Source organism: Billgrantia sulfidoxydans (genome assembly GCF_017868775.1).
In the GTDB taxonomy this organism is placed as follows: Bacteria; Pseudomonadota; Gammaproteobacteria; order Pseudomonadales; family Halomonadaceae; genus Halomonas; species Halomonas sulfidoxydans.
Genome location: NZ_CP053381.1, coordinates 4,399,645 through 4,413,564 on the forward strand (window position 1 = coordinate 4,399,645; position 13,920 = coordinate 4,413,564).

Annotated in this window: 13 protein-coding genes; 8 read left to right on the forward strand and 5 right to left on the reverse strand. The window is 67.5% G+C overall.

Translation table 11 applies throughout. From position 1 onward, the window contains the following. Positions 1 to 58: 58 nt before the first annotated feature. The 4 genes from rep to pyrE are packed head-to-tail and all read right to left on the reverse strand — an operon-like array spanning position 59 to position 3,927. Positions 59 to 2,110, reverse strand: a complete 2,052-nt coding sequence (rep, locus tag HNO51_RS20480) for a DNA helicase Rep (protein WP_209538184.1) — start codon at positions 2,108 to 2,110, stop codon at positions 59 to 61. Positions 2,111 to 2,115: 5 nt separating this feature from the next. Further along, positions 2,116 to 2,589: a tRNA (uridine(34)/cytosine(34)/5-carboxymethylaminomethyluridine(34)-2'-O)-methyltransferase TrmL gene (gene trmL, locus HNO51_RS20485; RefSeq protein ID WP_209538185.1), complete on the reverse strand. Its 474-nt coding sequence runs from the start codon at positions 2,587 to 2,589 to the stop codon at positions 2,116 to 2,118. A 58-nt stretch (positions 2,590 to 2,647) separates the two neighbouring features. Next, positions 2,648 to 3,214: a YfaZ family outer membrane protein gene (locus HNO51_RS20490; protein ID WP_197448967.1), complete on the reverse strand. Its 567-nt coding sequence runs from the start codon at positions 3,212 to 3,214 to the stop codon at positions 2,648 to 2,650. 41 nt (positions 3,215 to 3,255) lie between these two features. After that, the gene (gene pyrE, locus HNO51_RS20495; protein ID WP_197451136.1) at positions 3,256 to 3,927 is read right to left on the reverse strand and encodes an orotate phosphoribosyltransferase; all 672 of its coding nucleotides are present in this window, start codon (positions 3,925 to 3,927) and stop codon (positions 3,256 to 3,258) included. Positions 3,928 to 4,070: 143 nt separating this feature from the next. On the opposite strand from pyrE, the gene HNO51_RS20500 reads away from it, so the two are divergent. Further along, positions 4,071 to 4,838 carry an exodeoxyribonuclease III gene (locus tag HNO51_RS20500; RefSeq protein WP_197448968.1) on the forward strand — a complete coding sequence of 256 codons (768 nt, stop codon included), beginning with the start codon at positions 4,071 to 4,073 and terminating at the stop codon, positions 4,836 to 4,838. 85 nt (positions 4,839 to 4,923) lie between these two features. On the opposite strand, the gene rph is transcribed toward HNO51_RS20500, so the two are convergent. Beyond that, the gene (rph, locus tag HNO51_RS20505; RefSeq protein ID WP_209538186.1) at positions 4,924 to 5,661 is read right to left on the reverse strand and encodes a ribonuclease PH; all 738 of its coding nucleotides are present in this window, start codon (positions 5,659 to 5,661) and stop codon (positions 4,924 to 4,926) included. A gap of 167 nt (positions 5,662 to 5,828) precedes the next feature. Between rph and HNO51_RS20510 the strand changes: the two genes are divergently transcribed. From HNO51_RS20510 to rpoZ, 7 genes are all read left to right on the forward strand, one after another. Then, positions 5,829 to 6,707: a YicC/YloC family endoribonuclease gene (locus HNO51_RS20510; protein WP_197448970.1), complete on the forward strand. Its 879-nt coding sequence runs from the start codon at positions 5,829 to 5,831 to the stop codon at positions 6,705 to 6,707. Between the two features lie 64 nt (positions 6,708 to 6,771). Next, positions 6,772 to 8,499 (forward strand): transporter substrate-binding domain-containing protein, encoded by a 1,728-nt coding sequence (locus HNO51_RS20515; protein WP_209538187.1) that lies wholly within the window; start codon positions 6,772 to 6,774, stop codon positions 8,497 to 8,499. Then, positions 8,496 to 9,914, forward strand: coding sequence for a sigma-54-dependent transcriptional regulator (locus HNO51_RS20520; RefSeq protein ID WP_197448972.1), 1,419 nt, complete (start codon positions 8,496 to 8,498; stop codon positions 9,912 to 9,914). The genes HNO51_RS20515 and HNO51_RS20520 overlap by 4 nt, the downstream gene beginning before the upstream one ends. 335 nt (positions 9,915 to 10,249) lie before the next feature. Then, entirely contained in the window at positions 10,250 to 11,716 is a 1,467-nt protein-coding gene (locus tag HNO51_RS20525) for an alanine/glycine:cation symporter family protein (protein ID WP_197448973.1), read from the forward strand. Positions 11,717 to 11,805: 89 nt separating this feature from the next. After that, on the forward strand, positions 11,806 to 12,720 hold the full coding sequence (gene glsB / locus HNO51_RS20530; protein WP_209539277.1) for a glutaminase B: 915 nt from the start codon (positions 11,806 to 11,808) through the stop codon (positions 12,718 to 12,720). A gap of 138 nt (positions 12,721 to 12,858) precedes the next feature. Next, entirely contained in the window at positions 12,859 to 13,473 is a 615-nt protein-coding gene (gene gmk, locus HNO51_RS20535) for a guanylate kinase (protein WP_197448974.1), read from the forward strand. A 167-nt stretch (positions 13,474 to 13,640) separates the two neighbouring features. Further along, positions 13,641 to 13,901 (forward strand): DNA-directed RNA polymerase subunit omega, encoded by a 261-nt coding sequence (gene rpoZ / locus HNO51_RS20540; RefSeq protein ID WP_197448975.1) that lies wholly within the window; start codon positions 13,641 to 13,643, stop codon positions 13,899 to 13,901. Positions 13,902 to 13,920: the final 19 nt, after the last annotated feature.

The window sequence follows — 13,920 nt, forward strand, 5'->3', positions numbered from 1 at the left end:
GCCAGATGGCGCCCCGTTTACGTCGGTGGGCAAGAGCCTTCAGCTGTGTAGAGAGCCCTCAGCCCAGCAAAGAGCGCAGCCCGGCGATGGCGTCCTGGCCCCGCGCCTGTTTCTTGTCCGGGTCCTCCTTGTCGGCACGGCCTTCCCACTCCAAGTCGTCCGGCGGCAGCTCGTCGAGGAAGCGACTCGGCGTGCAATCCATCAGTTCGCCGAAGGCCTTGCGCTGGCGCGCGAGCGTCAGCGTCAGCGTACGCCGCGCCCGGGTGATGCCCACGTAGGCCAGGCGGCGCTCCTCCTCCACCGTTCCCGCCTCGATGGCATTGCGGTGGGGCAAGAGCTCCTCCTCGAGTCCCATCAGGTAGACGTGGGGGAACTCGAGCCCCTTGGAGGCGTGCATGGTCAGCAGCTGTACCTTGTCGGTGTCGTCCTCCTCGGCCTGCTGCTCGAGGATATCGCGCAGCACCAGCCGCGAGATGGCCGCCTCGACGTCGTCGGTCTCGGCGCTCTCTTCCGCCTCGATCTCCTCCGGGTCGCGCTTCATCGACTTCTCGAGCTGGTCGATCAGCGTCCAGACGTTGGCCATGCGCCGCTCGGCGATGGTGGGTGCGCTGGCGTTCTGGTAGAGCCACGCCTCGTAGTCCATCTCGTGCAGCATGCCGCGGATCGCCGCCAGGGCGTCGCCCTCGTCCATGCGCCGGCGCACGCCATCGATGAAGTGGGTGAAGCGCCCCAGGCGTTCCACCGCTCGCGCCGGCAGCTGCTGCTCCAGGCCCAGCTCATGGCAGGCGTCGAACAGCGAGGCGCCGCGCTCGGTGGCGTAGTTGGCCAGCTTCTCCAGGGTGCCGGGGCCGATCTCGCGGCGCGGCACGTTGACGATGCGCAGGAAGGCGTTGTCGTCGGCCGGGTTGATCAGCAGGCGCAGGTAGGCCATGGCGTCCTTGATCTCGTTGCGCGAGAAGAACGAGGTGCCGCCGGAGAGCTTGTAGGGAATCTGGTAGTGCTGCAGCTTGAGCTCGAGCAGCCGGGCCTGGAAGTTGCCGCGATAGAGCACCGCGAAGTCGCGCCAGGAGGCTGACTCCTTGATGCGCCGGGTGAGGATCTCGCTGGCCACCCGCTCGGCCTCGGCCTCCTCGTGGCGGTTGACCACCACGCGGATCGGCGTCCCCTGGCCCATCTCCGACCACAGGGTCTTCTCGTAGACGTGGGGGTTGTTGGCGATCAGGGTGTTGGCGGCGCGCAGGATGGTGCCGGTGGAACGGTAGTTCTGCTCCAGCTTGATCACGTTGAGCCGCGGGAAGTCCTCGCCCAGGGTCACCAGGTTCTCGGGCCGCGCCCCGCGCCAGGCATAGATCGACTGGTCGTCGTCGCCCACCACGGTGAAGGTTTTGCGCTCCTCCATCAGCAGCTTGACCAACAGGTACTGCGAGACGTTGGTGTCCTGGTACTCGTCCACCAGCATGTAGTGAATCTTGCGCCGCCAGCGCGCCAGCACCTCGGGATTGTCCTTGAGCAGTACCACCGGCAGCAGGATCAGGTCGTCGAAGTCCACCGCGTTGTAGGCCTTGAGGTGGCGCACGTAGGCCTCGTAGACCCGCGCGGCGTACTGTTCGTCCTCATCCACGGCGTGGGACAGCGCCTGGCCCGGCAGCACCAGGTCGTTCTTCCACGCCGAGATCTGGTGCTGCACGGCGTTGATCTGCTCGGCATCGACCTGGGCGTCCTTGTTCATCAGGTCGCGCAGCAGCGCCTTGGCGTCCTCCGGGTCGAACAGCGAGAAGCCCGGCTTGTAGCCCAGCGCCTTGAGCTCGCCGCGAATGATATTGAGTCCCAGGGTGTGGAAGGTCGAGACGGTCAGCCCATGGCCCTCCTTGCCCTTGAGCATCTGCCCCACCCGCTCCTTCATCTCGCGAGCGGCCTTGTTGGTGAAGGTGACGGCGGCGATGCGCCGTGCGCTCATGCCGCACACCTGGACCAGGTAGGCGATCTTGGTGGTGATCACGCTGGTCTTGCCCGAACCGGCGCCGGCCAGCACCAGGCAGGGGCCGTCGATGTAGCGCACGGCCTCCTGCTGGCGCGGATTGAGCTTGGCGAGACGCTGCTGAATGCTCATGGTCGTCACTCGGGTGTCGCCGCGCCGGCGAAGCCCAGCTGGCGCCAGGCCTCGAACACCAGGATGGCGCAGGCGTTGGAGAGATTGAGGCTGCGGCTGTTCGCCAGCATGGGAATGCGCAGGCGTTGCGCAGGCGGCAGGGCATCGAGCATCGCCTGTGGCAGGCCGCGGGTCTCGGGGCCGAACAGCAGGGTATCGCCGGGACGGTAGCTCGGTTCATGGTAGCCGGTGCGACCGCGGGTCGAGACGGCGAAGACGCGCGCGGGCGTCACCGCCTCGACGAAGGCCGCCCAGTCACGATGCACGCGGACGGCGGCCCACTCGTGATAGTCGAGCCCGGCGCGGCGCAGACGCTTGTCGTCGAGCACGAAGCCCAGTGGCTCGATCAGGTGCAGGCGAAAACCGCTGTTAGCACACAGCCGGATCAGGTTGCCGGTGTTGGGCGGGATCTCGGGTTCAAACAGCACGACGTCGAGCATGGCGGCCTGCCTGGGAGCGCTGGCGGGCCCGCCGGGGCCCGCCGGTACGGCGAGTCGATCAGAAGCTCAGGCGGACCCCGACCTGGGCGCCACGGTCCAGCGTACGGCTGCCGTGGCGGTTGTCGAAGTCGGCCGCCGCCTGGCGCAGGCCGACGTAGCCGTCGACGTTGGGGGTAAAGGCGTAGCGCGCACGCACGCCCACCTCGTAGCCGTCGTCCAGATCTCCGCTGGTCACCGCGCCGGGGGTATAGAAACCGTAGCCGCCCAGCGAAACGTCCGGCGCCTGCGGCAGGTAGACATAGCCGTAGCCACCCAGGCCCACACCGCCGCCGTTGCCGTAGTCGGTATCGAACTGGGTCCAGCGCGCGCCGATGCCCACGTCGCGATCGCGGTTGCGCTGAACGCCCAGCAACTGGGCATGGTAGATGGTGGCGTCCTCGCGATACTCGCTGTTGATCACGCCGCCCCCCAGGGCCACGCCCTGGGTGATCTCGCCGGCGGCTTCGAACTGCATGGCATCGGCGCCGAGGTTGAGATCCAGGCTGCCGGCGGCGTGGGCGCCGCTGGCGGCAAATACGATACCCGAGACCAGGGCGGCCCTGGCGAACTGTCCGAGCGTATTCATCGATGACTCCTTGCTCACTGCGCGCATAACGTGACTGAACATCAACCGGTTGCGACGCCATAGCGCGCGCGATAGTCGCGAATGGCGGCCGCATGTCCGCGAAACTCTTCGCTGGCCTGCTGCTCGAGATAGGCCAGCACCATGTCCAGCGTGACGATGCTGATGACGGGCATGCCGTAGCGCGATTCGACCTCCTGAATGGCGCTCTGGCTCTTGATTTTGCCCCCTTCCTGGCCGCGTTCCTGGCGATCGAGCGCAATCACCACGCCTGCCGCCTCGGCCCCGGCGGCCTCGATCAGCGCCATCACCTCGCGAATGGCGGTACCCGCGGTGATCACGTCGTCGATGATCAGGATGCGCCCGGCCAGCTCGGCACCGACGATGTTGCCGCCCTCGCCGTGGTCCTTCGCCTCCTTGCGATTGAAGGCGAACGGCAGGTCGCGGCCGTACTGTTCGGCCAGCGCCACCGCCGTCGTGGCCGCCAGCGGGATGCCCTTGTAGGCGGGGCCGAACAGCACGTCGAAGCCCACGCCGCTGGCCTGGATGGCATTGGCGTAGAAGCGCCCCAGCCGCGCCAGGGCGCCGCCGCTGCGGAACAGGCCGGCATTGAAGAAATAGGGGCTGACACGACCCGACTTGAGGGTGAACTCGCCGAACTTCAGCACGCCTTGTTCGATGGCGAACTCGATGAACTCACGCTGATAGGCATGCATGCTGGCCGACACGGCGCTCCCCCTGCTATTCATAGGCTCCAAGGAAGGAAATTGCGTGTATTACCACGAATATCCATGCGGGCCATTTACCCAAACGTCGAAACGTCGGGTATCATACACGCGCGACGTCAAAGGGACCATGTATGAAAATTGCCACCATCAATGTCAACGGAATCCGCGAGGCCGTCGGGCGAGGCTTCCTCGACTGGCTGGCTGGGCAGGACGCCGATGTCATCTGCGTCCAGAACCTCAAGGCCAAGAGCTTCGAGCTGGATGACAGCATCCTCTACCCGGAGGGCTACGAGGGCTATTTCCTGGATGCCGAGGAAGACGGCTTCTCCGGCGTGGGGCTCTACTGCCGCAAGATTCCCAAGGCGATCATGTACGGGCTGGGCTTCCCCCAGTGCGACCACGAGGCGCGCTTCCTGCAGGCCGACTACGACCGCTTCAGCATCGCCAGTTTCCTGATGCCCGACGGCAGCGACTACGCCGCCAAGCAGGCGTTCATGGCTCAGTACCAGGAATACCTGAACAAGATGGCGCGCAAGCGTCGCGAGTACATCATCTGCGGCACCTGGCACATCGCCCACAAGACCGTCGACCTGGAGAACTGGGCCGACAACCAGGCCACGCCGGGCTTCAAGCCCGAGGAGCGCGCCTGGATGGACCAGGTGTTCGGCCCCACCGGCTTCATCGACACCTTCCGCGAGGTCAACCGCGACGCCGGCGAGTACACCTGGTGGCCCAAGCTCGACCAGGAAGTGCCGCGCTCGCGCCAGGAAGGCTGGCGGATCGACTACCAGATCGTCGGCCCCAACCTGCGCCGCCACGTGGTCGACGCCTGGATCGACTACGACGCCACCTTCAGCGAGTTCGCCCCGCTGTTCGTCGAGTACGACCTGACGCTGTAAGCGCCACCCTTTCGTCGCGGCCCGGCTCGGGCTGCATTGCGCCGGCCTTTGAGCCGGCGCTATGCGTTTCACCCTGGGAATGATCTCAGCGGCGAATGCCCAGTGCCTCGCGCTGGTGCTCGAAGAGCTCGGCCCCGGCATTTTCGGCCAGCTCCAGCATGGCGTTGAGCTGCTCGCGGGAGAACACCCCCGCCTCGGCGGTACCCTGCACCTCGATCAGCCCGCCCGATTCGGCCATGACCACGTTCATGTCGGTCTCGGCGCCGCTGTCCTCGGGGTAGTCGAGGTCGACCACCGCCACGCCCTTGTAGAGTCCCACCGAGACCGAGCTGACCAGTTGCTGGAAGGGATCGCCCTTGATCAGCTTCTTGCGCTGCAGGTAGCGGATGGCATCCACCAGCGCCACGCAGCCGCCGGTGATCGAGGCGGTGCGCGTGCCGCCGTCGGCCTGGATCACGTCGCAGTCCACGGTGACGGTGAATTCGCCCAGCTTCTTCAGGTTCACCGCGGCACGCAGCGAACGGCCGATCAGGCGCTGAATCTCCAGCGTGCGCCCGCCCTGCTTGCCGCGGGTCGCCTCGCGGCCGCCGCGGGTATGGGTGGCACGCGGCAGCATGCCGTACTCGGCGGTGACCCAGCCCTGCCCCTTGCCACGCAGCCAGCGCGGCACGCCGGCCTCGACGCTGGCGTTGCACAGCACCTTGGTGTCGCCGAACTCCACCAGCACGGAGCCTTCGGCGTGGCGCGTGTAGTCGCGGGTCAGGCGGATCTCGCGGGACTGGTCGGGGCGCCGCCCGCTCGGGCGTGAGGGTTGGGAAGCCATGGTACCTCTCGAAAGACGAAGAACGATCGGGACGATGTCGCGGCATCGGCGAGGCATCGAATGGCTGGCCATTCTACACGGTCGGGCCGGGGAATCGGTTACACTCCTTGTCCGAGATGTCGCCGGGCTGGCCGGCAACGGCGCAGCCGATCGAACGAGGAGTCGCCATGGTCGCCCATAGCAAGGTACACAGCATGACCGCCTTTGCCCGTCAGAGCCGCGAAGGCGACTGGGGCAGCCTGCAACTGGAGCTGCGTTCGGTGAACCAGCGCTACCTGGAGCCCTTCTTCCGGCTGCCCGAGGCGCTGCGCGACCTCGAGCCCGCCTTTCGCGAGGCGCTGCGCACGCGCCTGGCGCGCGGCAAGGTGGAGTGCCACCTGCGCTTCGAACCCACCGATATCAGCGAGACCCTGGCCGTCAACCACACCCGGCTGGTCGCGCTGGCCGCAGCGCTGGGCGAGATTCGCGAGGCGCTGCCCCAGGTCGCCATGCCCGATGCCCTCTCGCTGCTCGACCACCCCGGCGTGCTCGACGCCCAGGGGGTCGACCTGGACGCGGTGAAGGCGGAGGCCACGGCACTGTTCGAGACCGCCCTCGACGAACTGATCGAGGCCCGCGCGCGCGAAGGCGACAAGCTCGCCGCGCTGATTCGCGAGCGCCTGGCCGGCGTGGGCGAGCAGGTCGCCGAGGTGCGCCGGCTGATGCCCGAGATCCTCGAGCGCCAGCGCGCCCTGCTGCTGGAGCGGCTCGAGGCGGTCAAGGCCGAGCTCGAACCCCAGCGCCTGGAGGCCGAGCTGGTCTTGCTCGCCCAGAAGGCCGACGTCGACGAGGAGCTCGACCGGCTCGAGACCCATGTCGGCGAGGTGGCGCGCCAGCTCGACCAGAAGGGCCCCAAGGGGCGCCGCCTCGACTTCCTGATGCAGGAGCTCAACCGCGAGGCCAACACCCTCTCCTCCAAGTCGGCGGTGGCCAGCACCACCCGCTGCGCGGTGGAGCTCAAGGTGCTGATCGAGCAGATGAGAGAACAGATCCAGAATATCGAGTAACACGACCATGAAGGCGAGCCGTTCGCGGCCCTGTCGAAGGCTATCTTCCAGCGCCACGCGGTGGATGTGGCGGCTGGCACTGGCCGCCTGCCTCGTCGTGCCCGTGTCGGGCTGGGGGCAGGCCGAGACGGACGCTGCCGACGCCGACGGGGAAGTGATCGTCGTCGGCGGCGATCACTACCACCCGCCCTACGAGTTCCTCGACGAGGATGGCGAGCCGGCCGGCTACAACGTGGAGCTGACCCGGGCCATCGCCGAGGTGATGGGCATCGAGGTGCGCATCGAGCTGAAGCCGTGGAGCGAGGTGCGCCGCGGGCTGGAGCAGGGCGAGATCGACATCCTGCAGGGCATGTCCTACTCCGAGGCGCGTTCCGCGCAGTTCGACTTCGCGCCCCCTCACGCCATCGTCCACCAGTCGATCTTCGCCCGCCGTGGCGACCCGGTGGTGGAGGTCGAGGCGCTGCGCGGCAAGGAGGTGATCGTCCAGCGCGGCGACATCATGCACGACTACCTGATCGAGCATGACATCGACGCCAAGGTGATCCCCGTCGATACCCATGCCGATGCGCTCAGGGCCCTGGCCGCCGGCCAGCACGACTACGCCCTGGTCGCCAACCTGCCGGCGCTCTACCTCAGCCGCGAGCTGGGGCTGACCAACCTGGTGCCGGTGGCGCGACCCTTCGCGCTGCGCTACGGCTACGCGGTGCGCCAGGGCGACGCCAACCTGCTGGCCAAGTTCAGCGAGGGGCTGGCCATCCTCAAGAACACCGGCCGTCACCAGGCGATCTACGACAAGTGGCTGGGGCCGCTGGAGGGCCGCGAGGGCATTCCGTGGCAGAAGGTCGGTCAGGTCGGCGCGGCGCTCTCCGCGCTGCTGCTGCTGATCCTGGGGGCCATCGTGGTGTGGAACCGCATGCTCAAGCGCGAGGTGGCGGCGCGCACCGCGGAGCTGCGCCAGCACCAGCAGCAGCTGATCCAGGCCGACAAGATGGCCTCGCTCGGCGTGCTCGTCTCGGGCGTGGCCCACGAGATCAACAACCCCAGCAGCCTGCTGCTGCTCAACCTGCCGGTGCTGCGCGAGGCCTGGGACGACGCCGAGCCGATCCTCGAGGCACACTACCGTGCCCATGGCGACTTCCCGTTCGGCGGGCTGCCCTACTCGCGCATGCGCGAGGAGATCCCCGGCATGCTCGACGACATGCAGGAGGGCACGCGGCGCATCAAGCGCATCGTCGGCGACCTCAAGGACTTCGCCCGCCAGGGCGGCGACGAGCCGGCCGACACCGTCGACCTCAATGCGGTGGTGGCCACCGCCGTGCGCCTGGTCGACAACTCGATCCGCCAGGCGACCGGCCGCTTCGAGGTCCAGTATGCCGACGACCTGCCGCCCCTCGTGGGCAACGCCCAGCGCATCGAGCAGGTGGTGATCAACCTGGTGCTCAACGCCTGCCAGGCGCTGGAGCGGCCCACCCAGGGCATTCGCCTCACCACCCGCCACGCTCGCGCCGAGGGGCGGGTGCTGCTGGAGGTGTGCGACGAGGGCCGCGGCATCGCCCCCGAGGCCATGCACCGGCTGACCGACCCCTTCTTCACCACCCGTCGCGAGTGTGGCGGCACCGGCCTGGGCCTGTCCGTCTCCGCCGGCATCGTCAGCGAGCACCAGGGGGGTCTGACCTTCGACTCCCAGCCCGGCCGCGGCACCCGGGTGATCCTGTCGCTGCCGGCCGCGAAGCCCGGCGCGGCGACGCCCGATGCTACGCCGCTTCGACAGCAGGAGCCAGACACGCCATGACGCAGAGCCTCTACCCCGCCTTCGGTGTGCTGCTCGTCGACGACGAGCCCTCCTTCCTGCGCAGCCTGGGCATCGCCCTGGAGCGCAGCGGGGGGATCAACCATATCCACCGCTGCCATGACAGTCGCGAGGTCATGGAGATCCTGGCGCGGGAGAACATCGGCCTGGTGACCCTCGACCTGACCATGCCCCACCTGTCGGGGGAGGAGCTGCTGGCGCGCATCGTCGAGGAGTACCCCGACGTCGGCGTCATCGTGGTGAGCGGTCTCAACCAGGTGGAAAGCGCCGTCAGCTGCATCAAGCTCGGCGCCTTCGACTACTTCGTCAAGACCGACGAGGAGAGCCGCCTGGTCGAGGGCATCCGCCGCGCCATCCGTCTGCAGGAGCTGCGCCAGGAGAACCAGGCGCTGCGCCGACGCGTGCTCGACGACACCCTGGAGCGGCCCGAGGCCTTCGCCCACATCGTCACCGCCGACAAGGGCATGCGCGCGGTCTTCCAGTACCTGGAGTCGGTGGCGCTGACCCAGCAGCCGATCCTGATCTCCGGCGAGAGCGGCGTGGGCAAGGAGCTGATCGCCAAGGCGGCGCATACCCTGAGCGGTCGTCGGGGGCCGCTGGTCTGCGTCAACGTGGCGGGGCTCGACGACAACGTCTTTGCCGATACCCTGTTCGGCCATCAGCGCGGCGCCTTCACCGGCGCCGAGCAGCCGCGCGCCGGGATGATCGAGCAGGCCGCGGGCGGCACGCTGCTGCTCGACGAGATCGGCGATCTCAGCCTGGCCTCCCAGGTCAAGCTGCTGCGCCTGCTCCAGGAGGGCGAGTACTACCCGCTGGGCAGCGACCGGCCCAAGCGCCTCCAGGCCCGCGTGGTGGTGGCCACGCACCACGACCTGGCCGAAAAGCAGCGCGCGGGCACCTTCCGCAAGGATCTCTACTACCGCCTGCGCACGCATCAGGTGCATATCCCCCCGCTGCGCCAGCGCAAGCAGGACATTGCCCTGCTGCTGGACCACTTCCTCGCCGAGGCGGCCGCGGAGCTTGGCAAGGGCAAGCCGAGCTATCCGCCGGAGCTTGCCGTGCTGCTGGGCAACTACGCCTTCCCCGGCAACGTGCGCGAACTGCGCGCCATGGCCTACGATGCCATGAGCCAGCACCGCAGCCGCACGCTGTCCATGGCGGCCTTCAAGCGCGCCATCGACCAGGCACGCGGGGACGAGGCCCCTCTCCACCACCGTCAGCGGGCCGTGTTCGCACCCGACGAACCGCTGCCGACGCTGGACGAGGTGGCCGACCTGCTGGTGGAGGAGGCGATGCAGCGCGCCGAAGGCAACCAGACCATGGCCTCGCGCTGGCTGGGCATCTCGCAGCCGGCGCTGAGCAAGCGGCTGAAGAAACGGCGCGACGAAGGGGCATAACCTCTTTCATGTCGATAACCAAGGTTATGGTCGCGACAACTTATTGAATCCTTTGTCTTTTTCACGACTTTCAGGGCTATTCGGCGCGCTGGAGGTTATACCGCTTTAGCGACACCCGCCCGACCATCCCTCTGCTTTTTCCTTTTTCGACAGCCAGTTAAGCAAACCGCAAAGCTGGCATGGGTCTTGCCTTGAATAGCCCCGCCTGCCCCCGGCGGGCCATGTCGACAAACGCAAGCAAGAGGTTCTCCCATGCCAAGAACAACGACTCACGCGGCCCTCGAACGGCCGGCATCGCTTATTGCCCCGCTCGCCACCAACCGGGGGAGCGCGTCATGCTCGATCTGATCAACGACCTCCTCTGGGGCAAGGTACTCATCACCCTGCTCCTCGCCGTCGGCATCGGCTTCACGCTCGCTTCACGCTTCGTGCAGTTTCGCCATTTCGGCCGCATGTTCCGCATTCTCGGCGCCGGCCATGCCTTCAAGCGCGACAAGCACGGTCACCTGAGTTCCTTCCAGGCCCTGCTGCTCTCGGTGGCGGGGCGTGTCGGTGGCGGCAACATCGCCGGTGTCGCGGTCGCCATCACCCTGGGCGGCCCGGGTGCGATCTTCTGGATGTGGGTGGTTGGCCTGATGGGCATGGCCACCAGCTACCTGGAGTGCACCCTGGCACAGGCCTACAAGACCGCCCAGCCCGACGGCACCTATCGCGGCGGTCCGGCCTACTACATCGTTCACGGCCTCGGCCAGCGCTGGCACTGGTTGGCAGCGCTCTACTCGGTGCTGCTGCTGGTTACCTTCGGCTTCGGCTTTACCGCCCTGCAGTCCTATGCGGTGGCTACCTCCTTCAACGATGCCTTCGGTGTACCGGTCGTCTACTCCGGCATCGGCATGGCCCTGGTCGTGGGACTCATCGTCTTCGGCGGGATCAAGCGCATCGCCCGGGTGACGGAAGTGCTGGTTCCCGTCATGGCGCTCGGCTACATCCTGATCGCCCTCGTCGTTCTGGGCCTCAATTTTGCCCGGATACCCGAGGCCATCCTGCTGATCGTCAACAGCGCCTTCGGCCTCGAGCAAGCCGTCGGTGGCGGCATCGGCGCGGCCATCATGATGGGGGTCAAGCGTGGCCTGTTCTCCAACGAGGCGGGACTCGGCAGCGCCCCCAACGTCGCCGCCGTGGCCTACGTCCCGCACCCGGCCAACCAGGGCATCGTGCAGGCCTTCTCGGTGTTCATCGACACCCTGATCATCTGCTCGGCCACGGCCTTGATCATCCTGCTCAGCGGCGCCTACGATCCCGCCGCCGGCGTCGATATCGGCGGCGTGGCGCTGACCCAGACGGCCCTGGCCGACCATGTGGGCGAATGGGGGCGAAGCTTCGTCAGCGTGGCGCTGCTGCTGTTCGGCTTCAGCACCATTCTCTACAACTACTATTTGGGCGAGAACAGCCTCAACTTCTTCAGCGAGGGTAACGTCACGCTGTTCAATGCGTTCCGTGTCGCGATCATCGGCCTGTGCACCTGGGGCGCGCTCACCGACCTGGGCACGGTGTTCGCCTTCGCCGACGTGACCATGGGCCTGCTCGCCGTGGCTAACCTGGTGGGCCTGATCATGCTGTTCAAGCCGGGACTGCGCATCATGCGCGACTACGACGAGCAACTGCGTGCCGGCATTCCCCACCCGGTCTTCGATGCCGCACGGTTCAGCGATCTCAATATCGATCCGGCGGCCTGGGACATCGAACCCGAGGATCGTCAGCGTCTCGAACAGGAGCGGGCGGCCTCTCTCGCCACCAACTGAGGCTCAGCGACCCGCTCCCGCTATCGGCCCGGTCGCGCCTGTCGTCGCCGGGCCGGTTCGCTGGAGGGCACCCATTGAGTAAAGCGACTATGCAGCAGTGGCTAGAGGAGATCGCCGCTAGCGCCCGCCAGCGCCTTGACGAGGGTCGCGTCGCCGATTACATACCGGCGTTGGCGCAGCGCAACCCCAACCGGTTCGGTATCGCCGTCTGCACGACCAGCGGCGAAACCTACGCTGCGGGGGATGCCCGCGAGCCGTTCTCGATCCAGAGCATCGCCAAGGTGCTGCTGCTCACCCTCGCCCTGCGCACCCACGGCGAGGCGCTGTGGCAGCGGGTCGGGCTCAACCCGTCGGGCATGCCGTTCAACTCCCTGGCCCAGCTCGAGGCGGAGCGGGGCAAGCCGCGCAACCCGTTCATCAACGCCGGCGCCATTGCGGTGACGGATCGCCTGGTCAGCGCCTTCGCCACACCGGACAAGCATCTGCAGGACGTCGCCCGGCGGCTGGCGGGCAACGCTTCGATCCTGATCGACGACGAGGTGCTGGAGTCGGAGTGGCAGCACCGTTCGCGCAACGCCGCCATGGCCTACCTGATGAAGGCGTTCGGCAACCTCGACAACGACGTCGACGCGGTGCTGCGCTGCTATTTCTCCAGCTGCGCGCTGGCCATGAGCTGCGTGGACCTAGCCGTCGCCCTGAACTTTCTGGCGGCCGAAGGCGAGGCCCGCGCCATCGGTCAACGCTTCGTCTCGCCGGGGCTGGCACGGCGGGTCAACGCGATCATGACCACCTGTGGCATGTACGACGCCGCCGGCGACTTCGCCTACCGCGTCGGGCTGCCGGCCAAGAGCGGTGTCGGCGGCGGCATCGTCGCGGTCGTGCCGGGCAGGATGACGGTCTGCGTCTGGGCGCCGGCGCTCGACGACAGCGGCAACTCGGTGGCCGCCCAGCACGCCCTGGAGCTGTTCGCCGAGCAGCTCGACGCCCGGCTGTCGACGGCATGAGACGCCGGCACGGTTTGCACCTCGCCCCATGACGCGCCCTCGGCCGGGCGGGTATACTGTCCCGCTCGAATGCGCAGCCATGGCGCTCGCCCCCCTTTGCCTCGTGCGAACGGGGGCATTTGCGATCCGGAGCCCGATATGTCCCAAGGTACGCTTTTCATCGTTTCCGCGCCCTCCGGCGCCGGCAAGACCACCCTGGTGCGCGAACTGATCGAGAGCCTCGACGGCATCCAGGTCTCGGTGTCGCATACCACCCGCCCCCGTCGTCGCGGCGAGGTGGACGGCGTCAACTACCACTTCGTGGAGGTCGACGAATTCCAGGCGATGATCGCGCGCGGCGAGTTCTTCGAGTACGCCCGGGTATTCGACAACTTCTACGGCACCTCGCGGCCAGCGGTGGAAGCGCTGCTCGAGGCCGGCCAGGACGTGATCCTCGAGATCGACTGGCAAGGCGCGCGCCAGGTCCGCGAACAGCTGCCCGAGGCGGTGTCGATCTTCATCCTGCCGCCGTCGCGGGACGAGCTCGAGCGGCGCCTGGCCAGCCGCGGCACCGACGAGCACGCCACCATCGCCCGGCGCATGCGCGACGCCGTCAGCGAGATGTCGCACTACGACGAGTACGACTACCTGGTGATCAACGACGACTTCACCACCGCCCTGCGCGAGCTGCAGTCGCTGGTGATCGGCCGGCGCCTGAGCCTGGCCCGGGTGCAGGAGAGCCATGGCCCACTGCTGGCGGCGCTATTGTCGTAGTCAGCCGCGGGCGCTCGTCATGGCCCCGGCCGACACCGCCAGGCCAGGCCCTTCCCGCTGCGGGCGCTTGTCACGGCAGCCGAACGTCGAGTAATCTAGTCTGTCCTGTTCCACCCGGATTGCCGCCGCTCGGCGGGAGTCCCCAAACGCTTTCGGGAAGACCCCATATGGCGCGTGTCACCGTCGAAGATTGTCTGGAAAACGTCGAAAACCGCTTCAAGCTGGTGATGATCTCCACCCAGCGCGCTCGTCAGCTGTCGCGCGGTTCCCGTGACGCCCAGCTGCCGTGGGAGAACGACAAGCCCACCGTGATGGCGCTGCGCGAGATCGCCGCCGGGCTGGTCGACCACACCGTGCTGGACGAGCCGATCGAGGCGCCGGTCAGGATTCGCCGCGAAGGCGAGCCGGGCATCGCCTTCGAGGAGTAAGGCTGTCACTCAAGGCGCG